Origin of the sequence: Nocardia brasiliensis NBRC 14402, assembly GCF_000308475.2 — a bacterium.
Classification (GTDB): Bacteria; Actinomycetota; Actinomycetes; order Mycobacteriales; family Mycobacteriaceae; genus Nocardia; species Nocardia brasiliensis.
Genome location: NZ_BAFT02000113.1, coordinates 141,800 through 163,129, shown reverse-complemented (window position 1 = coordinate 163,129; position 21,330 = coordinate 141,800). Strand labels below are relative to the sequence as shown.

The window sequence follows — 21,330 nt, the reverse complement described above, 5'->3', positions numbered from 1 at the left end:
CCCCCGTAAAGTCGTCTCAGAACAGCACCACACGAAGAACGCGGCACCCCGTGCAGCGCGAGGAGCACCAGTGTCACTCGATCAGCCACTCGCCCCGCTTCCCCAGGAGGGCATCGGCTTTGCCTCGGCGTGGCCCATCCGGGCGGGCGATGTGGACCCCTACGACCGGCTGCGGTTCGACGCCATCGCCCGCTATCTGCAGGACATCGCCTGGGAGAACCTGCACAAGACATTTCTGCACCACTCCGATCCGAACTGGATCGTGCGGCGCACGGTGATCGACGTCATCCGGCCGATCCTGTGGCCGGAGCAAGTGCAGCTACTGCGCTGGTGCTCGGCGATGTCGACCCGCTGGGCGAATATGCGCGTGCGGGTGACCAGCGGCAACGGCGGGCTGATCGAGACCGAGGGCTTCTGGATCAACATCAGCGAACTGACCCAGCGCCCCGCCCGGATCAGCGACGAGGGCCTCGCTTACCTGGCCCAGACCACCCAGGAACATCGGCTGCGCTGGCGGCCGTACCTCACCGACACCACCCCGATCGAATCCGACACCGATATGCCGTTTCCGGTGCGGGCGACCGATATCGACCAGTACAACCACGTCAACAACGCCTGTTACTGGCAGGCGGTGGAACAGTTCCTGGTCGAGTACCCGAAGCTGCTCGCAGGCCCGCACCGCGCGGTGATCGAGTACGTCGCGCCGGTGCTCGCCCGCCAGCACGTCACCGTGCGCAGCCGCTACGAGCCCGGCGACCGGACCGGACGGCCGGTGCTGCGGCTGTGGTTCGTGGTCGGCGGCACCACCACCACGGTCGTGCGCATCATGCCGCTGCCGCCGGAATAGCCCGCGCGACAGCGGAAGCCGACCGAGCGCCGCGCACCCGATCGGCTTCCCCGGCGTTCAGCCGCGCGCGGCCTTCAGCAGATCCGCCCGCGTGGTGAACTTGACCCGCGGCCGGCCCGCCGACTTGCCCGCGGCCCGTTCGGCCTGATCGATCGCCCGCCAGCCTTCCCGGTCCACCAGATCGGCCTGCCGCTCGCGCAGCAGCGATTTCAGCGCCGCCCGATCCGCTTCGGGCGCACCGAGTTTGCCCGCGGTGAAATCGGCGATGAGATGTTCGACGGTTTCCTCCGCATCGACCCGGTTCGAGCCGATCACGCCGCGTGGACCCCGCTTGATCCAGCCACTGACGTACACGCCCGGCAGCGGGCTGCCGTCCGCCTCGAGCACCCGGCCGTGCTCGTTCGGCACGATGCCGCGCCGCTCGTCGAAGGGCAGGTCCGCGACCGGTGCGCCGCGATAGCCGATCGAGCGCAGCACCAGTCCGGTCTCGATGGTCTCGGTGCGATCGGTCGCCCGGGCCATCAATTCGCCGCTGTCGGCGAACAATTCGTTGTGCGCGAACTCGATCGATTCGACTCTGCCGGTGCCGTGCAACGCCGTCGGCGAGGCCAGGTAGCGGAAGACGATCCGCTTGTTGGCGTCGTCGCGCGTGCCGCCCGCGTACTCCTCGGCGAGGGTGTACTTGAGCTTCAGCGACGGTTCGATGTCCGGGTCGTCCAGCACCGCCTGGCTCGCGTGATCGAGCTCCAGATCGGCCGCGTCGACGACGACATCGATGCCGTTGAGGTGGGCGAGCGCGAGGAACTCCGAGGACGTGTACGCCGCCTGCAGCGGGCCGCGGCGGCCGAGCACCACGACCTCGCGAATATTGCTACGCCGCAGCGCGTCCAGGGCGTGGTCGGCGATATCGGTCTTGGCCAGCTCGTCCGGGGACACCGTGAGCACCCGGGCCACGTCGAGTGCGACGTTGCCGTTGCCGACGATCACCGCCCGCTCGCCGGACAGGTCGAACTGCCGATCGGCGTAGTCGGGATGGCCGTTGTACCAGGCGACGAACTCGGTGGCCGAGTGGCTGCCCGGCAGTTCCTCGCCGGGCACGTCGAGGCGGCGATCGGTCGAGGCGCCCACCGCGTAGATCACCGCGTGATGGTGGCGCAGCAGCTCCTCGTGCGTGACGTGCGTGCCGACCTCGACATTGAGGTAGTACTGCAGCGTCTCACGCCGGAACGCGGACTCGAACAGACCCGACACCGTCTTGGTGCCCGGATGATCGGGCGCGACACCGCTGCGGACCAGACCCCACGGCGTGGGCACCCGGTCGAACATCTCGATCTCGACATCGGCCCGGCGCAGCAGCTCGTCGGCCGCGTAGCAGGCGGCGGGACCGGCGCCGACGATCGCGACCCGCAACGTGCCGAGATCCTTCGGCGGCCGCGGCGGCGTGACGATCGGGTCGAAGTTGGATTCGAGCGGATGCCGTTTGAAGTACGCGGCATTGATATCGCGGTATCGGGCCAGCGACGCGGTCAGATCGTCCTCGGAGAAGATGGCCTCCACCGGGCACGCGTCTACACACGCCCCACAGTCGATACAGGTGTCGGGGTCGATGTAGAGCATCTCGGTGGTCGCGAACTCCGGTTGGTCCGGGGTCGGACGGATGCAATCGACTGGGCACTCGGAGACGCAGCTGGCGTCGTTGCAACAACGCTGCGTGATGACGTAGGCCATATTGTCAAGATCCTCGAAATGTACGTGGGCTGTAGGCCACCCGGTGGGCAGAGGTGGACAAAAACGGCGCGTCGCGGAACCGTCGCGATGTGACGCCGCTTTCAGTTTGCCTCGAGTGTGGTCGAGGCCATGCGACTGGAGGCCTTACGGTATCTCCATGGTGCGGACTCTGATCCTCATGCGACACGGAAAGTCGGCATATCCCGACGGTGTCGGCGACCACGAACGCCCGCTCGCGCCGCGCGGGCAACGCGAAGCGGGATTGGCCGGCGAATGGTTGCGCCGGACCCAGCCACCGATCGACGCGGTGCGCTGTTCCACCGCGACCCGGACCAGGCAGACGCTGACGGCCACCGGCATCACCGCGCCGGTGGTCTACGAGGCGGGCATCTACGAGGCTTCGCCGCAGAGCCTGATCGAATTGGTCCAGCTCAGCGACGAGGAGGTCGCGACCCTGCTGGTGATCGGGCATGCGCCCGGAATGCCGTGGACGGCATGGGAGTTGGCGGGCAACCGCGGTTCGGCGCCGGCGATCGAACTCAGCCGGAAGTTCCCCACCTCGGCGCTCGCGGTGCTCGAGTTCGACCGGCCGTGGGCACAGATCGACCCGGGAGCAGGCGAGCTGGTGCGCTTCCACATCCCGCGCTGAGCGGCGCGGGCTCAGCGGAGCAGCTTGCCGCCGACCACCACGACCGCGCCGAGCACGACCAGCAGCACGAAGGCGGCGAATCCGCCGATCAGCCACCACACGAGCGCGACCGCGAGCACCACCGGCGCGACCGCGATCGCGGTGATCACGGGGCTTTCCTTGACCGTCGCCCAGGCCGAGCGGGCCCTGATCCGGTCGATGTCCTTACCTGGCATGTGACCAGGGTAGGCCCGATTCCAGGACTTTGTCGGACAGCGGTGCCATGCTCTGGCAATGGATTGGAAAATCGAGCTCATCGCGATCCCGGTCACCGACGTGGATCGTGCGAAGGACTTCTACACCAGCATCGGCTTCCACGCCGACCATGATCACCGGGTGGACGAGAACGTGCGTTTCGTGCAGCTCACCCCGCCCGGCTCGGGCTGTTCCATCTGCATCGGCGAAGGAGTCACCGACGCGGCCCCCGGCAGCGTCGTCGGCATGCAGATCGTCGTCGCCGACGCCGAGGACGCCTACAAACAACTGACCGCCGCGGGCGTCGCCGCCACCCCGGTCGAAGAACTCGCGTGGGGCAAGTTCACCTACTTCGCCGACCCCGACGGCAACAAATGGGCCATCCAGGAACTTCCGAACTACAGCTGAGCGCCAGGATCGGTTTTCAGCCCAGCTGCTTCAGATCGATGGTCAGCGGGCACGGCGACGACGTGGTGAAGGTGCCGGTCACCTCACCGTCGTCGACGTAGCCGAGTTCCTCGGTGAGCCGGAAGGCGACCAAGCTCAGCGGCTCGCTCAGGTCGATGATCCAGTACTGCGGGATGCCGGCGTCGGCGTACTCGCTCTTCTTCATGACGAAGTCGGTGCGCCGGGAGCCCGGCGAGATGATTTCGACGATGAGGCGGACGCCCGAGGCACGCAGGACCCCGTTCTCGGCATCGACCCGGTCGAACTCCTCCCGGTCCACCACAACCAGATCCGGTCGGCGGACCGTGGCCGGTCCGTCCTCCGGAACGAGCTGCAAATCGACATCGACATCGGGCACGGCGACCAGGTTCGCCGGAAGCTGCGCATCTACCTGGCTGGATAGCCGCAAGCCCGCGAAGTTGTGGCGCGGTTTCGGCGACGGCGAAATGGCGAGAACCCCCTCTTGCAACTCGTGGCGAACCAGCTCGTCCTCATCGAGTGCCAAATAGTCGGCAATCGTCAGCAGCCGCCACGGTTCCGGAAGTGCCGTCACCCTCGCTCCTCAGCTCGCCCCACCCGGTCGGCTCCAGTGTCCCACGCAAAGTACCGGATCGGCCGGAGGCTGTAGGGGGTCTTCGGCAGAATGGGGTTGCTTGGAGTGCACTCCAGGTGACTAGCGTCGACGGGGTTCAGACGGGAAGGCGAGTGTCGTGAGTGAAATGGCGCGGAGCGAACGGGACAGCGACTGGGAAACGCCGCGGTATTCGATCGGGGAGGTGTCCGAGCGGTCGGGGCTGACCCGGGACACGTTGCGCTGGTACGAACGGATCGGGCTGATGGACTACATCGGCCGCGACCACACCGGCAAGCGGCGGTTCAGTAATCGCGACCTGGAGTGGCTGACCCTGATCGGGCGGCTGCGCACCACCGGCATGTCGGTGGCGGACATGGTCCGGTACGCGGAGCTGGTGCGCGAAGGGGAATCCACGTTCCCCGAGCGGCTGGCGATGTTCCGGAAAACGCGGGCCGAAGTACTCGCCAAGATCGATGAACTCCATCAGACCGTGGCCGTGCTGGACTACAAGATCGACGTGTACGAGGGCAAAGCCCAGCCCGTGCGCCCGGCCCCGGTCACCGCACAGGAGAGCGAAGGGATCAGGGTATGACCGGCAACACGCTGCCCACCACCACCTTGGGCGCCAGTGGGATCGAGGTCGGCGGGCAAGGGCTCGGCTGCATGGGGATCAGCGCCTTTTACGGCAGCACCGACACCGTCGAGGCGCGGGCGATGCTGGACCACGCGCTCGAGCTCGGCGTCACGCTCTTCGACACGGCGGACGTGTACGGCGCGGGACGCAACGAGGAGTTCCTCAGCGAGTTCGTCCGGCGCAACCGCGAACGAGTGGTACTGGCAACGAAATTCGCGATCTACACCAAACCCGACGACCCGGCCTTCCGCGGTATCGACAACTCCCCCGCCTACATTCGGCGCGCCGTGGACGCCAGCCTGCGCCGGCTCGGCATCGACACCATCGACCTCTACTACATGCACCGCCGCGATCCCGCCGTACCGATCGAGGAGACCGTCGGCGTGCTGGCCGAACTGGTTGCGCAGGGCAAGGTCCGGGCGCTGGGCCTGTCCGAAGTGACCGGGCCGGAACTGCGCGCGGCGCACGCCGTGCATCCGATCGCGGCGATCCAGTCCGAATGGTCGGTGTTCTCCCGCGATGTCGAGCGGACGGCGGTGCCCGCCGCGGCGGAACTGGGCGTCACCTTCGTCCCGTATTCGCCGCTGGGCCGCGGCTTCTTGGCCGGATCATTCTCCTCCGCAAAGGAATTGGCGGACGAGAAAGACTTCCGGCACAGCATGCCCCGATTCACCGGTGACAACGCGGCGCACAATGTCGAGTTGCTGGCACCGCTGCGCCGGATCGCCGACGCGCGCGGGCTGACGCTGGCACAGGTCGCGCTGGCGTGGGTGCACAGCAGGGCGGCGGTGCACGGCGTGCCGGTGGTCCCGATCCCGGGGACCCGCAAGCGGACTCGGCTGGCCGAGAACGTGGCCGCCGCTACCCTGGCTCTGAGCGAGGACGAATTGGCCACGCTGGACCCGATCGCCGACCGGGTAGCCGGAAATCGTTACGCGGATATGTCTTTCAGCTCCGCGGGCCGGGAATAGCCACAACCACAACAGATCAGGAGTACGACGTGTCCACCCTGACACTCAATGTCCGCTTCACCGCCAAGCCCGGCCGGGAGGCCGACCTGCGCGCGGTGCTGGAGAACCTGGTCGGGCCGACCGTCGCGGAGCCGGGCTGCCTTCGCTACGAGCTGTACCTGCATCCCACCGACCCGGCCAAGGCCGTGCTGCTGGAGGAGTGGGTCGACGCCGACGCGTTGGCGGCGCATTTCGAGACCCCGCACCTGAAGCAGGGCGCGGCCGCGCTGGACGACATCCTGGTCGAACCGTTCCAGTTGCGACGGTTCACCGAGATCTAGGTCCGCGCCGAACCGGCGGCCCGGCTGCACCGATCGCGGTGTCGCCGGGCCGTTCTCGTACCCGGGCTCAGTGGCAGGTGCGCCCCCCGAGCGATGCGCTGATCACCGCGGGCGGCGTCCAGCCCGCGAGGAGATTCGCCCGCTCCTGCGGGGTGAGATCCTGCCGGGCCCAGATCCGGTGCGCGCTGCGGCGGCAGGCGGCGACCAGCGTGGGTGCGGTGCGGTTGCGGAACCTCATGGCATTTCTCCTTCGACGAACTCCCCATTCTTGTGCCGGGCACCGGCCGGCGGGAGGTCCACGCGACGATCTCTACGAGTTCTGTACAGCGCCGTAAATATGTGCGGACTCCGGTCCGCTTGAGCGTCACCCCACGGCACGCCCGGCCCCGAAGGGGGCTAGCATCCATGAAGGTGAAGCCCGATGAACCGCATGACCGCGTCTGGATCGACAAGCAGACGCCCGGCGTGTATCGCACCCTCGTGAAGGTCGCCGGCGAAGTGCGCGCCGCGGCCGCCGCCGTCGGCCTGGACCGCAAGCTCGTCGAGCTGATCAACATGCGCGTCTCCCAGCTCAACGGCTGTGCCGTCTGCCTGGACGTGCATCAGCGTGCCGCGCTCGCCGCGGGGAATACCGCACAGGAACTCGCGGTCCTGCCCGCGTGGGACCGCACGGATCTGTATTCACCGCTCGAACGGGCCGTCCTCCGGCTGGCCGAGGTCACCACGACGCTGCCGGACGAGGACACCGTGGACCGGGCGTACGCCGCGGCCCGCGAGGTCCTGACCGACGATCAGCTGTCCGTCGTCGTCTGGACGGCCACCACGATCGGCGCGTTCAATCGCGTGTCGATCCTCAGCAAGCACCCGGTACGCGCATCGAAGGAGAAGTCGACCATGACCACAGCCACTCCCGAAGCCAAGGTTGTCCGCAACGACGAGAAGCACCGCTACGAGGTGACCTACGGCGGCGAGCTCGCCGGGTTCGCCGAGTACGAGGAGCGCGGCGACGAGACGGTGTTCACCCACACCGAGATCGACGGCGCGTTCTCCGGTAAGGGGCTCGGCAGCGTGTTGGCGAAGCACGCCATCGAGGACACCGTCGAGCGGAAGCGGACGATCCGGCCGCTGTGCCCATTCATCAAGGCCTACCTGGACAAGCATCCGCAGTACGACGCGCATGTCGTCGGCAAAGGGATCCCTCAGTGAGTCAGCGCAGCGCACGAACCGAGGTCGCTGCGTCGGGAACGGCGGAGCCCAGCGTCAGCGAGGCACGGCCGTGAGCGATTTGGAAGCTCATCCAGAGGAAGCGCTCTGCGAACCGGAGCCCGGCCCGGGCCCGGTCGCGGAGTTCTATCCCGCGCGCGAGGTGCCGCTCGGCGGCGTGCGCGGCGTGTTCGTGGAACGCGTACTGCCGCAACGAGATCTGCCGACCGTGGGCGCGTGGTGTTTTCTCGACCACTTCGGCTCGCCCACGGTCACCACGACGGGCGCGTCCCCGGATATCGATCCGCACCCGCACATCGGTCTGCAAACGGTGACCTGGCCGTTCGACGGGAGGATTCGGCACCGCGACTCGGTGGGCTCCGATGTCGAGATCGAGCCGGGGCAGCTGAATCTGATGACCTCGGGGCACGGCATCGCGCACTCGGAATACGGTGTCGCGGGCGCGCACACCGGACACGGTCTGCAGTTGTGGATCGCGCTGCCCGGCAATCGAACCGGGATCGCACCGCATTTCGAGCAGCATCGTGCGCTGCCGATCTATCGGTCGGACGGCATCGAGGCGGTGGTGCTGATCGGCGCGCTGGCCGGACTCACTTCACCGGCGACCGCGTACACACCGATCGTCGGCGCGGACGTCCGGCTGGACGCGGGCGCCGAAGTCACCCTGCCCGTCGAGGCCGCCTTCGAGCACGCGGTGCTGGTGATCGAAGGCGAGGTGACGATCGACGGCACCCCGTTGACCGCGGGACCACTGCTGTATCTCGGCACCGAACGGACCGAACTGACGCTGTCCAGCACCGCGGGTGCGCATTTCGCGCTGATCGGCGGCGAACCGTTCGGCGAGGAACTGGTGATGTGGTGGAACTTCGTCGCGCGCAGTCACGACGAGATCGTCGCCGCCCGAAACGATTGGGAGAACCACGATCTCGAGCGGTTCGCCGATATCGCGGGTCACCGACCGGACCAGCGCATTCCGGCCCCGCCGCTGCCCGCGCTGCATTTGAAGCCGCGCAAGCGCCGGATCGGCCCGGCCCGCGGCTGATTCCGGCGCGGGCACCGGTCACGGTGCGGCGGTGAAGAATTCGTAGCTGTGGCCGTCCGGGGCGAGCACATAGACGCCCCGGCCGCCCGCGAGCTGGTTGACCGCGCGATCCCAGCCGTGCTCGACGCCGGACCCGAAGTCGACCTCGGGCCGCCGCGCGAGCCGCCGCAGCAGCGCGTCGAAGGTGTCGTCGTCGACCAGGAAACCGTAGTGGCCGGGCACGACGGTGACGCGATCGTCGAAATCGAGGGTGAGGTCGTCGTTGACCCACACCGGCGCGAAGGGACCGATCTGCCTGCCCACAGTCAGGCCGAGCAGATCAGCGAAAAACGTTGCGGCGGCATGCCGGTCGGCGGCGGGAACAATGGTGTGATTCAGGACTATGGTCACGGCTACCTCCGATAAGTATGCGATATGCATACGAATATACATGCGATACGCATACGACTGATAGCTGCGAGCTAGGCTGGGGGCATGAGCAGAAGGGCGATCGAACGCACCGGAAGCACCACCGACGGCGGGCCCGCACTGTTCCGGCTGGTGCGATTCTGGTCCCGGCGCTGGATCAACCGGACCTCGGCGGAGCTGCCCGACGAATTGCGCAGCGCCCAGCATGTACAGGTGGTCGAGGCGGTCGCGGCGACCGTCGAACTGGGCGGCGAGGCCACCATCGGCACCGTGGCACACCAACTCGGACTTGACCATTCGGGCGCGAGCCGGATGGTGCGCGATGCCACCGCGGCGGGCTACCTCGCCCGCGCCGCCGCCACGCACGACCGCCGCAAGACCTCCCTCGCGTTGACCGGCGACGGCGAACAGTTGCTCACCGAAGCCCACGTCTGGCAACGCCAGGTCTTCGCCGACCTCACCGCGGACTGGGACGACGCCGACCGCAAGCGATTCGCCGGTTATCTGCGCAGGCTCAGCGAGCAGCTACCGCGCTGAACCGAGTTGCGTTGCGCTCGAGGCCCTTCAGCTACGGGACCGCAGCGGGTATCGTGCCCGATCGAACACCGCGCAGGGGGCAGCGCCAGGAAAGAGCACGATGAGCATCTCCAGAATCTCCGCGACAATCTCCGCGACGACGATGTCGGCCATGGTGGCCACCGTCCTCACCGCGGGCACCGTCTACGCGGATCCCGCCGACACGCCCGACGGACCGCTCGATGTGCGCGGCATCTTCCAAGACATCGCCTACCAGGTCGCGGCGTCCCCGGACCGGCGGGCCGCCGTCACGACCATCGCGGACGGCCGTTTCGACGTGATCCGCGACGGACGGGTGGTCACACTCAGCGATCGCGACGGCAATGTCGTTGCCGCACTGCCGATGGCGCTGCGCGTCGGCGACCGGCGGGTCGAACTGCGGCCCGTGGTCGAGGACGCCGGACACCGCCTCGTGATCGACCCGGTCGGTCTGTCGGACGTGCCGCTGCGCGATGTCAGTGCCCAGGAGCGGTTCTTCGCCGAGGTGGAGAAGAACATGCCGATCGTATTGGCAGGGGCGGGAATCGGCGCCGCGGTCGGCTTCGTGCTCGGCTTCCCGCTCGGTCTGTTCGTGCTCGACTTCATCACGGTGCCGATCACGACGGTGCTCGGCGCCGCGATCGGCGCGGCGGCGGGCCTGGCCATGGCAGGCGGCCAGCCCGCGATCGACGCGGCGATGGACTACGCCTCCGGCGCACCTTGAGCACCGTCAGAGCGCGGTATCCGGGAGTTCGGCGAGTTGCTGGGTGCCGATGACCCGCAGCAGGTCCAGCTTGTCGGCGGCGTCGGTACCCGGACGCGGCAGGTAGACCAGGAGCCGTTGCGCGGCATTGGGCGTGAGCAGTGTTTCGCAGACCGTTTCGATCAGACCCACTTGCGGATGCAGGATGCGCTTGGTGTCCGAAAGACGCACCGCCACTTCGTGTTCGTCCCACAGCCGATCGAATTCTGTGCTCGCCGAACGTAAGACGGCGATGAACTCGGCGACATCGGCGTCGCCCGCCCGGCGGGCAGCGGTCGCGCGCAGATCGGCGACATGCTTACGACTCAGCCGATCCCAGTCCGGCGCCGGGAACACGGCGCGCGAATCAGGATCGGTGAACCAGCGGTAGGCGTAGTACCGATCCCACCCCTTGCGCGTGCCGTGGTCGCCGACCAGCAGGGTGTGCATACGGTTCTGCACCAGCACCTCGCCGAGATCGGTCACCACGGTGGCGGCCGTGTCGTCCAGTTTCGCCAGCAGATGCATCAGGCCGGGACCGACATGCCTGTCGTGCTGCTCGCGCGACGGCGCGGCGTGACCGCACAGGTGGTAGAGGTGGTCGCGTTCGTCGCTGCTGAAGCGCAGGCGCGAGCCAGCGCCGCCAGCACCTGGGTGGACGGCCGCGGCCCCCGCGCTTGCTCCAACCGGGTGTAGTAGTCCGTGGACATGCCCGCCAACAGGGCTACCTCGTCCCGGCGCAGGCCGGGTGTGCGCCGCCGGACACCGGGTGGCAAACCCACCTCCGCGGGCGTCAGCTGCTCACGGCGGCGGCGCAGGAAGTCGGCGAGCTCGGTGCGGTCCATGCCACCACTGTCCCCCGAAACGGCCGGCGCAACCAGGGATCGGCGATCCCCCGATCGCCCGTCTCTGGTGCGCATCGGGCGGTAGGTTCAGGCTGGTGCCATGACGACAGCTAAGATTCCCACAGTTCAGCTCGGTAAGGGCGGCCCCACCGTGAGCCGGATCGGGCTCGGTGCGATGGGCATGTCCGGTATGTATGGCGCCACCGACGACGCCGAGTCCACCGCCACCATCCACGCCGCGCTCGATGCAGGCGCGAACCTGATCGACACCGGCGACTTCTACGGCGCGGGCCACAACGAGCTACTGATCGGCAAGGCCATCGCGGCGCGGCCGCGCGAGGACATCGTGCTCAGCGTGAAGTTCGGCGGGCTGCGCGGACCGGGCGGCACCTGGGGCGGGGTGGACACCCGGCCCGCGGCCCTGCGCAACTTCCTGACCTACAGTCTGCAGCGACTCGGCGTCGACTACGTCGACATCTATCGTCCCACTCGCCTGGACCCGAACGTGCCGATCGAGGACACGGTCGGCGCGATCGGCGAACTCATCGAGGCCGGATATGTCCGGCAGGTGGGACTGTCCGAGGTGGGCGCGGACACCATCCGACGGGCCGCCGCCGTACACCCGATCACCGACCTGCAAATCGAGTACTCGCTGATCTCGCGGGGCATCGAAGCCGAGATCCTGCCGGTCTGCCGGGAATTGGGCATCGGCGTCACCGCCTACGGTGTGCTGTCGCGCGGGCTGCTGAGCAACTCGGTACAGGCCGGAACCACCTTCGCGGCCAACGATTTCCGAGCGCACAGCCCGCGGTTCCAGGGCGAAAACCTCGACCGGAACCTGGAACTCGTGGCCGCGCTCGCCGAGATCGCCACAGTCAAAGGGGTTTCGGTGGCTCAGCTGGCCATCGCCTGGGCGCTGACCCGCGGCGCGGACATCGTGCCGATCATCGGCGCGCGGCGTCGTGAACGCTGGACCGAGGCCGTCGGCGCGCTCGAGATCTCGCTCACCGAGGACGAGCTGGCCACCATCGAGGCCGCCGTGCCCGTAGATCGGATCGCGGGTACCCGTTATGCGTCGGAACAGATGGCCATGCTGGACAGCGAACGGTGAGTGCGCCCGCCGACTACTGGCGGCGGGGCCGGATCACCGCGGTGAATGCCGCTGTGGCGACGGACGTTCCGGAGGTGTCGGTGATGTTCACCGGCACCTCCAGCTCGATCGCCACCTTGGCGGCGATATCCGCGCGCACCCGCTGCAAGGTGTCGCCGGAGACTTCGGAGGTGGCGAGAAACGGTCCCGCATCGCCTTTGGCGCGGGCCCGGTATTCGATCCGCCCGTCCCTGGCCACGATGAAGGTCTCGCCCATCAGGTCGACGATCCCGGACACCGACGCACCCATCGCCGCGGTCTCGGCCAGCCCGAACAGCACCGCGGCGTGCAAGTCACCGTTGTGGTTCAGATGTTCCTCGCGCGGCGTCATGCGCACCACGTTGCGACCGGCATCGAACTCGACGCCTTCGATCCCCGTGAACTGGATGAACCCCAACTTCTGGAATCCCGCCATCACCAACTCCCCCATGGCCGCGCTGTCCATCGCATCTCCCGCCGAACTCCAGAACTGAAACGTGTTCTATTTACATACCCCGGCGGCGTGGGGGTTGTCTACGGTGTAGCGATTGTCTACGACGTAGTTTCACCGCGTACCGGTTACCGGTGCCGCGGCGTCGGCAGTTCGTAGCCCCGTTCGGCGAGGATGGCGCGCAACAGGTCCGGGCGGTTGGTGATCAGGCCGTCTATGCCGAGGTCGAGCAGAGCCGTTATAGTCGGCCGGTCGTCCACCGTCCACGGAATGACACGCATGCCGTGCCGGTGCGCGGCGTCGACCAGGTCGTCGGTGGTGAACGGCTGGTAAGCCGGATCTTCGATACTGCCGCTCTGCGGGTCGCCGTGCACCGGGGACACGGCATCGGCGCCGAAAGATGCTGCGGCGGCGACATACTGCCGCTGGAGCGAGCCCGGGAAGTCGTCGATGTCCAGGCCGCCCAGCCACGGTGAGGCGCCCGCTTGGCCCGCTTGCAGGAACTGCTGACCGTTCGTGAGAGCGACGAGCGGCAGCTCCGGAGCCACCTCCCGCATGCGCATCAACGCACCCCAGTCGAAACTCTGGATGGTGACCTGACTTTCGATGTGCGCGCGATGCACCTCGGCCGCGACGACCTGCACGAACTGCTCACGCGGAGCGGTCTGCTCCGGCGCGCCCGCCTCCACCTTCGTCTCGATGTTCAACCGCACATCGTCGGCGTGATAGCTGCGTACCAGGTCGAAAACCTCGGACAGCAAAGGCATGCGCGCACCCGGCGCGGTGCGCTGATCCGGAAAGGCGGCCAAACGCTGTGTGCCGCAGTCGATCGTCCGTACCTGCGCCAAGGTCAGGTCACGGATGTATCTGGTGCCGGGCACATACGGGAACTTCGGGTCACCGAGAAAGGCAGGCAGCGTGTCGATGCATTTGTCCGGGTTGGGATCTCGATCGTGGGTCACCACCGGGTAGCCGTCCGCGGTGATCTGCACATCCAGTTCCAGGGTGCTGACGCCGAGTTCCAGCGCGTTCGCGAAGGCGGGCAGGGTGTTCTCCACGACCAGGGCCGCACCACCCCGGTGCGCCTGCAGATCGAACTGGTGACCCGGGCCGTCGGCGGTGGCGGGGCCTGCCGCCGGCACACCGGCGAACAGGGCCAGCACCACCGATACCGCACACACATGCCGCATCCGTCCATCATGGCCGTCGCCGGCCACACCGCGGTGACAACCGGATGAATGTCTGCCGATCAGGACTCCAGCACCACTTTGCCGGTAGTCGCGCGCTGTTCGAGCGCGGCATGCGCGGCGGCGGCTCGGGCCAGTGGGAACGCTTGCACCGCAGGCACCATGCGTCCTTGTGCCGCGGCGGCCAGGGCGCGTTCCTCCTCGACGCGGACCTGTCGAGGCTTGGCCAGCAACAACGCCAAGGCATCGATGTACGTGATGCCCTGTTCCCGAAGCTTTTCCACATCGGGCGCGAAGGTCCCGCGTGAGGCATTGCCGTAGGTGAGGTATCGGCCGCCCGTACTGAGCAGATCTATTGCCGCCCGACCTTTTTCACCTTGCACGCCGTCCAGGACGACCGTCACGCTGCCGACCGCCCGCCGGACTTCGTCGACCCAGCCCGGCTCGTTGTAGTCGACGGCTAGATCGGCTCCGAGTGCGTCTACCGCAGCGACCTTCGCCGCACCGCCCGCCGCGCCGACTACTCGGGCACCGAGATAGCGCGCATGCTGCACGAGCAGTCTGCCGATCCCGCCCGCCGCCGAATGCACCAGCACCACATCATCGGCAGTGAGTTCGGCGATGTCGAGCACTTCGACCGTGGTGGTACCGGTGACGATCATGGCGACCGCCGACCCGAAATCGAGTTCGGCCGGAATCCGGTGCAGCATCGGCACTTCCGCGACCGCAAGCTCGGCGTATCCGCCGGACGCGCTCCGCGACGTCACCACCGGGACGCCGACCCAGTCGCCGGCGACGCCCGGGCCGACGGACTCGACGACACCGGCCACCTCGCCGCCGAAGATCGCAGGTAGTGCCGGCAGCGGTGGGCCGATCGGAAGACCCTCGCGCATCGCCGTTTCGATCAAATGCACGCCGGCCGCGCGCACCTCGATACGCACCTGCCCGGGGCCGGGAATCGGGTCCGGGACCGTCTCGTAGCGCAGGTTCTCCGCGGGACCGAAAGCGTGTAGGACTACGGCGTGCACAATGCCTCCTCGGCAGTTCGACTACTCGTCGAAGACAGCGTGCAACCTGAACATTAGTTCATGTCAATGACGGGGTCGGTCCCGGTCCCGGTCCGCCGCATGCTCCGGATAGTCGTCGCCCCGGTCGCGCACGTCGTCCCAGACCGCGAGCACCACGATGCCCGCCAACAGCAGCGGGCCGAGCACCGCCGCGACAATGCATTCCATGACCCGCCCGCTCAGGACGGTCCGCCAGGCCTTCTCGATAGCTCCGCTAGGACGGCGGCAGCGCGCGCCCCCTTTCGACCGTGACCCCGCGAGATCGCGATGTGCGGCGTGGTGAAGTCACCGAGATCGAAGATCTGGTGGTCGGTCATGAAGCGGCTCGCTTTCAACAACGGAGGGAACACATTTCGGCTGAGGCCACCAGCCGCAGTACCCGCCCACCCACAGCCAAACCCCATCAGCTGAAAATATTCTCACAGAAACTATTCCCCCCGAAGTAAACTTCTGGTCACGCTTCAGCCACTACCGAGTCCGGCCGGACAGGCTGCGCAAACGCTTCACCTCCCCCGATTTCCGACGTCCCGGACCGTGCCGTCGCGGTGCACGGACAGCAGCACGCCGGTCAACCCTCATCGACATAAGCCCTATGTCATATTGCACGGGTGACCTGGGAACTCACACTTCTCTAGCCGGTCGATATCTGGTTCATGAAGCTGTGCGAATCCGATCCAGTGACGGCCGCCTTGGTCGAGCAGGCGCTGGACCGACTAGCTGCCGTCGGTCCTGCGCTCGGCAGACCCCTCGTCGACACCCTCGAACACAGCCGGCTGCGCAATCTGAAGGAACTCAGACCTGGCTCCCGCGGACACTCGGAAATACGCATCCTGTTCGTATTCGATCCGGATCGCGAAGCCATCATCCTGGTTGCGGGTGACAAGGCCGGACGGTGGTCACACTGGTACGACGACGCGATCCCGTTGGCAGAGCAGCGCTTTGCCGACTATCGCGCCCAGAAGCACGATCGGAAGTTGGCCGTACCGCACCGGAGTGTTGATGGCCTGGTGGGACTGATTCAGAGCTCTTCGCCGGGCGGGAGGGTGGGGGCGGGGTGGGAGATGAAGGGGACGAGCCATTCGAGGCGGGGGCGGGTGGAGGCGTCGTATTCGAGGTAGACGGCCTGGTGGTAGTCGAATTGTTCGAGGAAGCCCTGGAGTTTGCGGTAGGCGTATTCACGGTGCGGCGTTGTGCCGCTGCCCTTTTCGGCTTCCAGGACAAGCAGGCGGTGGTCGGGGCCACCGCCGCGTGGGTCGTGCACGATCAGGTTCGGGCAGACGTGTTCGGCGCGGGCATCCGGCACACGCAGGTAGCGCTCCCGGATGACCTGCAACCCGCGCTCGTGGAAGAGGTTGTAGTCGACGTCGGCCCGCCACAACCCGGACCACGTCGCCAACCGTAGGTTGAGCGCTGCGGCGATGTGCGCCACCACCGTTCGCGCGTGCGCCCCGTTCTCGATCAGATCAGGACAGTTCTTCCACACCGACCGAATCGCGTCCCGCACGACCTCGCGAACGACATCGTCGGCCACCGGAGCCGTCATCCCGCAGATCATGCCACCGGATCAGGTGCCGAAGTGCCCGATCGCGCCGACGATCTCCACCACGCCCAGCGGGTCTTTCGGTGGGTCGCTCGGCGGACGCGGCTCAGAGTGCGTCTACCACGACGACGAGGACGAGGACCTGAACCAGCAGCGGGCCGGTCTCGACGAGACTGTAGAAGAGGGTGACACCACCGAGGTCCCATTCATAGGCGTTCGGAATTTCCTCTCCGCCGGCACGAAAAGGCCTGGCACCGTTGGCCAGTGGTAGCGGATCGTCCAGCAGATCGAGCAGTGCCGTGCGCACTCTGATTCGGAGGACCTCGGGCAGTTCGGATATCTGCTGCTCGGCTCGTGGAGCAACCTCTATGAGAACTCTACGGCCGGTCAAAAAGGTCTTCTCGCTGCAGATCCTCTCGGGTCAACGTGCGAAAAGAAGTGGGATCGGCCTCGTACTGGGCGATTCCCTCGCGGAATTGGACCGCGATCGCGGTTCGGCGCTCGTCCTCCCGCCGGAGCCGGTGCAACTCTTCGCGTTCAGCCTTCAGTTGCTGGTACTCGGCCAAACTGACGATCACCTCGACCGCACCGTCCGGCCCGGTGATCACGCGATGCGGATCGCCGGCGGGGAGAGGACTCGCGGGAGGCATGGGGCCAATAGTAGTGGATGGCGGCTCGGTGCTGCGGCTCATATCGGCTGCACCAGCGCCTATGCGACGCAAACGGCCCCCGCTCCGAGGAGCGGGGGCCGGATGTCGCGGTACCGGACTAGCGGTAGTCGCTGAAACCGTAGTCGTCGAGCGGGACTGCGGCGCCGGTGGTTTGACCGAAGCTGTCCGGGCTGTAGTAGGTGTCGTCGTAGGACGGCACCGCGTACGCGGCGGCACGGGCTTCTTCGGTCGGCTGCACCTGGATGTTGCGGTACCGGTTGATGCCCGTACCGGCCGGGATCAGCTTACCGATGATCACGTTCTCCTTGAGGCCGATGAGCTTGTCGGAGCGGCAGTTGATCGCCGCGTCCGTCAGGACTCGAGTGGTCTCCTGGAAGGACGCCGCCGACAGCCACGAATCGGTCGCGAGCGACGCCTTCGTGATACCCATCAGCACCGGGCGGCCGGCCGCGGGCTCGTTGCCCTCGGCGACGACGCGACGGTTGGAGGCCTCGAACTCGGAACGCTCGGTGAGCGAACCGGGCAGGAACTCCGTGGCACCCGAGTCGATGATCGTCACGCGACGCAGCATCTGGCGCACGATGACCTCGATGTGCTTGTCGTGGATCGACACACCCTGCGAGCGGTAGACCTCCTGGACCTCGTGGACCAGGTGGATCTGCACCTGACGGGGACCCATGATGCGCAGCACCTCGTGCGGATCCGCCGCGCCTTCCAGCAGCTGCTGGCCGACCTCGACGTGGTCGCCGTCGGAGAGCAGCCGCTCGGTGCCGTCGTCGTGCTTGAAGACACGCAGCCGCTGCCGCTTCGAGAGCTTGTCGTAGACAACCTCTTCGCCACCGTCATCCGGGATGATGGTGATCTTGTAGAAGCGATCGTCGTCCTCGAGCCGCACCCGGCCGGAGACCTCGGCGATGGGCGCCTTGCCCTTCGGCACACGAGCTTCGAAGAGCTCCTGCACGCGGGGCAGACCGCCGGTGATGTCATCGCCCGCGACACCACCCTGGTGGAAGGTACGCATGGTCAGCTGGGTACCGGGCTCACCGATGGACTGCGCGGCGACGATACCGACGGCCTCGCCGATGTCGACCAGCTTGCCGGTCGCCATGGAGCGGCCGTAGCAGGTCGCACACACGCCGGTGCCGGTGGTGCAGGTCAGCACGGAGCGGACCTTCACCTCGGTGATACCCGCGTCGAGCAGCGCCTCGATGGCCGGGTCGCCGAGGTCCGCGCCCTTGCCGACGACGACGTTGCCGTTGGCGTCGACCGCGTCGGACGCGAGCGTCCGGGCGTAGGCACTGGTCTCGACGTGCGCGTCGCGGATGATGGTGCCGTCCGGCTGCTTCTCCGCGATCGGCACCACGATGCCGCGCTCGGTGGCGCAGTCGTGCTCGCGCACGATCACGTCCTGCGAGACGTCCACCAGACGACGGGTCAGGTAACCCGAGTCGGCGGTACGCAGCGCGGTGTCGGCCAGACCCTTACGCGCGCCGTGGGTGTTGATGAAGTACTCCAGCACCGTCAGGCCCTCACGGAAGGAGGACTTGATCGGCCGCGGGATGAACTCACCCTTCGGGTTCGTCACCAGGCCCTTCATACCGGCAAGGGTACGAGTCTGGGTGAAGTTACCGGTGGCGCCCGAGTCGACGATCGTGATGATCGGGTTGTCGGCCGGGTAGTGCGCCCGCAGCGCGCGACCGACTTCTTCGGTCGCTTCCTGCCAGATCTTCACCAAGGCGTTGTTGCGCTCCTGGTGATCGAGCGCACCACGCTGGTACTTCTTCTCGATCTGGTCGGACTGCGCCTCGTAGCGCTCCATGATCTCGGTCTTCTCCGGCGGCACGAGCACGTCGGACATGGAGACCGTCACGCCGGAACGGGTGGCCCAGTAGAAGCCAGCGTCCTTCAGCTTGTCGACGGTCTGCGCGACCACGATCATCGGGTAGCGCTCGGCCAGATCGTTGATGATCGTGGCCTGACGCTTCTTCGGCATCTGCTCGTTGATGAACGCGTAGTCCGCCGGGAGCAGCTCGTTGAAGAGCACGCGACCGAGGGTGGTCTCCGCGATCCACGCGTCACCGCGCTGCCAGCCCTGCGGGAACTGCGCCGCCTCGATGTCCTTCGGCGGGCGCTGCTCGGTGAGCCGCACCTTGATCAGCGAACGCACGGTGAGCTCACCGCGGTCCACCGCCATCTGCGCCTCGGCGGGCGAGGAGTACACGCCGAACTCGGCGGAATCCTTTGCGGCCGGCTTGTATTCGCCCTTGCCACCCTCTTCCAGGCGGGTCAGGTAGAACAGGCCGGTCACCATGTCCAGACGCGGCATGGCCAGCGGGCGACCCGAGGCCGGCGACAGGATGTTGTTCGAGGACAGCATCAGGATGCGGGCCTCGGCCTGCGCCTCCGCGGACAGCGGCAGGTGCACGGCCATCTGGTCACCGTCGAAGTCGGCGTTGAACGCTTCACAGACGAGCGGGTGCAGCTGGATCGCCTTACCCTCGACGAGCTGCGGCTCGAATGCCTGGATGCCGAGGCGGTGCAGGGTGGGCGCGCGGTTCAGCAGCACCGGGTGCTCGGCGATGACCTCTTCGAGGACATCCCACACCTGGGGACGCTGCCGCTCGACCATCCGCTTGGCGGACTTGATGTTCTGCGCGTGGTTCAGGTCGACCAGGCGCTTCATCACGAACGGCTTGAACAGCTCCAGCGCCATCAGCTTGGGCAGACCGCACTGGTGCAGCTTCAGCTGCGGGCCGACGACGATGACCGAACGGCCGGAGTAGTCGACGCGCTTGCCGAGCAGGTTCTGGCGGAACCGGCCCTGCTTGCCCTTGAGCAGATCGCTCAGCGACTTCAGCGGGCGGTTACCCGGTCCGGTGACCGGGCGGCCGCGGCGGCCGTTGTCGAACAGCGCGTCCACGGACTCCTGCAGCATCCGCTTCTCGTTGTTGACGATGATCTCGGGCGCACCCAGATCGATCAGTCGCTTGAGGCGGTTGTTGCGGTTGATCACGCGGCGGTACAGGTCGTTCAGGTCGGAGGTGGCGAAGCGGCCACCGTCGAGCTGAACCATCGGGCGCAGCTCCGGCGGGATCACCGGAACGGCGTCGAGCACCATGCCCATCGGCGAGTTGCCGTTGGTCTGGAACGCCGCGACGACCTTGAGCCGCTTGAGCGCACGCAGCTTCTTCTGGCCCTTGCCGCTGCGGATGGTCTCCCGCAGGTTCTCGGCCTCGGCGTCGATGTCGAAGTTCTCCATCAGCTTCTGGATGGACTCCGCACCCATGGCGCCGGTGAAGTACTCGCCGTAGCGGTCGATCAGCTCGCGGTAGAGCACCTCGTCGACGATGAGCTGCTTCGGGGCCAGCTTGGTGAAGGTGGTCCAGATCTCGTCGAGCCGGTCCAGCTCACGCTGGGCCCGATCGCGCAGCTGACGCATCTCGCGCTCGCCGCCGTCCTTGACCTTGCGGCGCACGTCGGACTTGGCGCCCTCGGCCTCGAGCTCGGCCAGGTCGGCCTCGAGCTTCTGGGCGCGGGCCTCCAGGTCGGCGTCACGCTGATCGGCGACGGCCTTCTTCTCGACCTCCATCTCGGCTTCGAGGGTGCTGAGCTCGTTGTGGCGCAGCTCCTCGTCGACCCCGACGATGACGTAGGCGGCGAAGTAGATGATCTTTTCCAGATCCTTCGGCGCCAGGTCGAGCAGGTACCCCAGGCGCGAGGGCACGCCCTTGAAGTACCAGATGTGGGTGACCGGGGCGGCCAGCTCGATGTGGCCCATCCGCTCACGGCGCACCTTGGCACGGGTCACCTCGACGCCACAGCGCTCACAGATGATGCCCTTGAAGCGCACGCGCTTGTACTTGCCGCAGTAGCACTCCCAGTCCCGGGTGGGACCGAAGATCTTCTCGCAGAACAAGCCGTCCTTCTCCGGCTTGAGCGTGCGGTAGTTGATGGTCTCCGGCTTCTTCACCTCGCCGAAGGACCACTGGCGAATGTCGTCGGCGGTGGCCAGGCCGATCCGGAGTTCATCGAAGAAGTTGACGTCTAGCACGTAACTTCCTTTCC

The 21,330-nt window shown here is 67.1% G+C and carries 25 protein-coding genes and 2 pseudogenes; 13 read left to right on the top strand and 14 right to left on the bottom strand.

The features are described from left to right. Positions 1-70 precede the first annotated feature (70 nt). Complete coding sequence (locus tag TY25_RS40100) at positions 71-847, top strand: acyl-[acyl-carrier-protein] thioesterase (RefSeq protein ID WP_014988452.1); 777 nt, start codon at positions 71-73, stop codon at positions 845-847. Positions 848-904: 57 nt separating this feature from the next. Here the strand turns inward: TY25_RS40100 and TY25_RS40095 are convergent, their stop codons facing one another. Further along, positions 905-2,575, bottom strand: coding sequence for an FAD-dependent oxidoreductase (locus tag TY25_RS40095; RefSeq protein ID WP_042265484.1), 1,671 nt, complete (start codon positions 2,573-2,575; stop codon positions 905-907). 157 nt (positions 2,576-2,732) lie between these two features. Here TY25_RS40095 and TY25_RS40090 point away from each other — a divergent pair, with 157 nt between their 5' ends. Beyond that, positions 2,733-3,224: a SixA phosphatase family protein gene (locus TY25_RS40090; protein ID WP_042265482.1), complete on the top strand. Its 492-nt coding sequence runs from the start codon at positions 2,733-2,735 to the stop codon at positions 3,222-3,224. 11 nt (positions 3,225-3,235) lie between these two features. On the opposite strand, the gene TY25_RS40085 is transcribed toward TY25_RS40090, so the two are convergent. Next, positions 3,236-3,439 carry a hypothetical protein gene (locus TY25_RS40085; protein ID WP_029901871.1) on the bottom strand — a complete coding sequence of 68 codons (204 nt, stop codon included), beginning with the start codon at positions 3,437-3,439 and terminating at the stop codon, positions 3,236-3,238. Positions 3,440-3,497: 58 nt separating this feature from the next. Here TY25_RS40085 and TY25_RS40080 point away from each other — a divergent pair, with 58 nt between their 5' ends. Beyond that, positions 3,498-3,866 (top strand): glyoxalase superfamily protein, encoded by a 369-nt coding sequence (locus TY25_RS40080; RefSeq protein ID WP_042265481.1) that lies wholly within the window; start codon positions 3,498-3,500, stop codon positions 3,864-3,866. Positions 3,867-3,882: 16 nt separating this feature from the next. Here TY25_RS40080 and TY25_RS40075 read toward each other — a convergent pair whose 3' ends face one another. Beyond that, positions 3,883-4,458: a Uma2 family endonuclease gene (locus TY25_RS40075; RefSeq protein ID WP_042265478.1), complete on the bottom strand. Its 576-nt coding sequence runs from the start codon at positions 4,456-4,458 to the stop codon at positions 3,883-3,885. A 166-nt stretch (positions 4,459-4,624) separates the two neighbouring features. Here TY25_RS40075 and TY25_RS40070 point away from each other — a divergent pair, with 166 nt between their 5' ends. From TY25_RS40070 to TY25_RS43315, 3 genes are read left to right on the top strand one after another with little or no spacing between them, the layout of a single operon-like run. Then, entirely contained in the window at positions 4,625-5,071 is a 447-nt protein-coding gene (locus TY25_RS40070) for a MerR family transcriptional regulator (protein WP_042265571.1), read from the top strand. Further along, positions 5,068-6,084 (top strand): aldo/keto reductase, encoded by a 1,017-nt coding sequence (locus TY25_RS40065; protein WP_042265475.1) that lies wholly within the window; start codon positions 5,068-5,070, stop codon positions 6,082-6,084. Before TY25_RS40070 ends, TY25_RS40065 begins: the two co-directional genes overlap by 4 nt. 29 nt (positions 6,085-6,113) lie before the next feature. Further along, entirely contained in the window at positions 6,114-6,404 is a 291-nt protein-coding gene (locus TY25_RS43315) for a putative quinol monooxygenase (RefSeq protein WP_042265474.1), read from the top strand. A gap of 67 nt (positions 6,405-6,471) precedes the next feature. On the opposite strand, the gene TY25_RS43470 is transcribed toward TY25_RS43315, so the two are convergent. Next, positions 6,472-6,642, bottom strand: coding sequence for a hypothetical protein (locus TY25_RS43470; protein WP_162836689.1), 171 nt, complete (start codon positions 6,640-6,642; stop codon positions 6,472-6,474). 167 nt (positions 6,643-6,809) lie between these two features. Between TY25_RS43470 and TY25_RS44850 the strand changes: the two are divergent. The 3 genes and pseudogenes from TY25_RS44850 to TY25_RS40050 all read left to right on the top strand — a co-directional run. Beyond that, a pseudogene (locus TY25_RS44850) lies at positions 6,810-7,277 on the top strand (carboxymuconolactone decarboxylase family protein); the annotation flags it as partial. Positions 7,278-7,298: 21 nt separating this feature from the next. Continuing rightward, on the top strand, positions 7,299-7,610 hold the full coding sequence (locus TY25_RS44845) for a GNAT family N-acetyltransferase (RefSeq protein ID WP_425297064.1): 312 nt from the start codon (positions 7,299-7,301) through the stop codon (positions 7,608-7,610). Between the two features lie 70 nt (positions 7,611-7,680). Continuing rightward, positions 7,681-8,670 (top strand): pirin family protein, encoded by a 990-nt coding sequence (locus TY25_RS40050; RefSeq protein ID WP_042265470.1) that lies wholly within the window; start codon positions 7,681-7,683, stop codon positions 8,668-8,670. An 18-nt stretch (positions 8,671-8,688) separates the two neighbouring features. On the opposite strand, the gene TY25_RS40045 is transcribed toward TY25_RS40050, so the two are convergent. Next, positions 8,689-9,060, bottom strand: coding sequence for a VOC family protein (locus tag TY25_RS40045; protein WP_042265467.1), 372 nt, complete (start codon positions 9,058-9,060; stop codon positions 8,689-8,691). A gap of 84 nt (positions 9,061-9,144) precedes the next feature. On the opposite strand from TY25_RS40045, the gene TY25_RS40040 reads away from it, so the two are divergent. Further along, entirely contained in the window at positions 9,145-9,615 is a 471-nt protein-coding gene (locus tag TY25_RS40040; RefSeq protein ID WP_042265465.1) for a MarR family winged helix-turn-helix transcriptional regulator, read from the top strand. A gap of 100 nt (positions 9,616-9,715) precedes the next feature. Then, positions 9,716-10,357, top strand: coding sequence for a DUF8020 domain-containing protein (locus tag TY25_RS40035; protein WP_042265462.1), 642 nt, complete (start codon positions 9,716-9,718; stop codon positions 10,355-10,357). 6 nt (positions 10,358-10,363) lie between these two features. Here TY25_RS40035 and TY25_RS40030 read toward each other — a convergent pair. Further along, positions 10,364-11,220 (bottom strand): annotated as a pseudogene (locus TY25_RS40030) (helix-turn-helix transcriptional regulator). Positions 11,221-11,320: 100 nt separating this feature from the next. Here TY25_RS40030 and TY25_RS40025 point away from each other — a divergent pair. Next, on the top strand, positions 11,321-12,331 hold the full coding sequence (locus TY25_RS40025; protein ID WP_042265460.1) for an aldo/keto reductase: 1,011 nt from the start codon (positions 11,321-11,323) through the stop codon (positions 12,329-12,331). 13 nt (positions 12,332-12,344) lie between these two features. Here TY25_RS40025 and TY25_RS40020 read toward each other — a convergent pair whose 3' ends face one another. The 4 genes from TY25_RS40020 to TY25_RS43130 all read right to left on the bottom strand — a co-directional run bounded on the left by TY25_RS40020 (position 12,345) and on the right by TY25_RS43130 (position 15,222). Continuing rightward, positions 12,345-12,815 (bottom strand): PaaI family thioesterase, encoded by a 471-nt coding sequence (locus tag TY25_RS40020; protein WP_042265457.1) that lies wholly within the window; start codon positions 12,813-12,815, stop codon positions 12,345-12,347. Between the two features lie 113 nt (positions 12,816-12,928). After that, positions 12,929-13,990 (bottom strand): glycerophosphodiester phosphodiesterase family protein, encoded by a 1,062-nt coding sequence (locus tag TY25_RS40015; RefSeq protein WP_042265569.1) that lies wholly within the window; start codon positions 13,988-13,990, stop codon positions 12,929-12,931. Positions 13,991-14,049: 59 nt separating this feature from the next. Next, positions 14,050-15,015, bottom strand: a complete 966-nt coding sequence (locus tag TY25_RS40010; RefSeq protein ID WP_042265456.1) for a zinc-binding dehydrogenase — start codon at positions 15,013-15,015, stop codon at positions 14,050-14,052. 63 nt (positions 15,016-15,078) lie between these two features. Next, positions 15,079-15,222, bottom strand: coding sequence for a hypothetical protein (locus TY25_RS43130; protein WP_156055193.1), 144 nt, complete (start codon positions 15,220-15,222; stop codon positions 15,079-15,081). A 485-nt stretch (positions 15,223-15,707) separates the two neighbouring features. On the opposite strand from TY25_RS43130, the gene TY25_RS42290 reads away from it, so the two are divergent. Then, positions 15,708-16,172 (top strand): type II toxin-antitoxin system RelE/ParE family toxin, encoded by a 465-nt coding sequence (locus TY25_RS42290; protein ID WP_226887156.1) that lies wholly within the window; start codon positions 15,708-15,710, stop codon positions 16,170-16,172. On the opposite strand, the gene TY25_RS40005 is transcribed toward TY25_RS42290, so the two are convergent. The 4 genes from TY25_RS40005 to TY25_RS39990 all read right to left on the bottom strand — a co-directional run bounded on the left by TY25_RS40005 (position 16,073) and on the right by TY25_RS39990 (position 21,316). Then, positions 16,073-16,597 carry a hypothetical protein gene (locus TY25_RS40005; protein ID WP_146154126.1) on the bottom strand — a complete coding sequence of 175 codons (525 nt, stop codon included), beginning with the start codon at positions 16,595-16,597 and terminating at the stop codon, positions 16,073-16,075. The genes TY25_RS42290 and TY25_RS40005 overlap by 100 nt on opposite strands. Before the next feature lie 103 nt (positions 16,598-16,700). Continuing rightward, positions 16,701-16,901, bottom strand: a complete 201-nt coding sequence (locus tag TY25_RS40000; RefSeq protein ID WP_042265451.1) for a hypothetical protein — start codon at positions 16,899-16,901, stop codon at positions 16,701-16,703. A gap of 70 nt (positions 16,902-16,971) precedes the next feature. Next, positions 16,972-17,286 (bottom strand): hypothetical protein, encoded by a 315-nt coding sequence (locus TY25_RS39995; RefSeq protein WP_146154125.1) that lies wholly within the window; start codon positions 17,284-17,286, stop codon positions 16,972-16,974. A 76-nt stretch (positions 17,287-17,362) separates the two neighbouring features. Next, positions 17,363-21,316, bottom strand: coding sequence for a DNA-directed RNA polymerase subunit beta' (locus tag TY25_RS39990; RefSeq protein WP_042265448.1), 3,954 nt, complete (start codon positions 21,314-21,316; stop codon positions 17,363-17,365). Positions 21,317-21,330 lie beyond the last annotated feature (14 nt).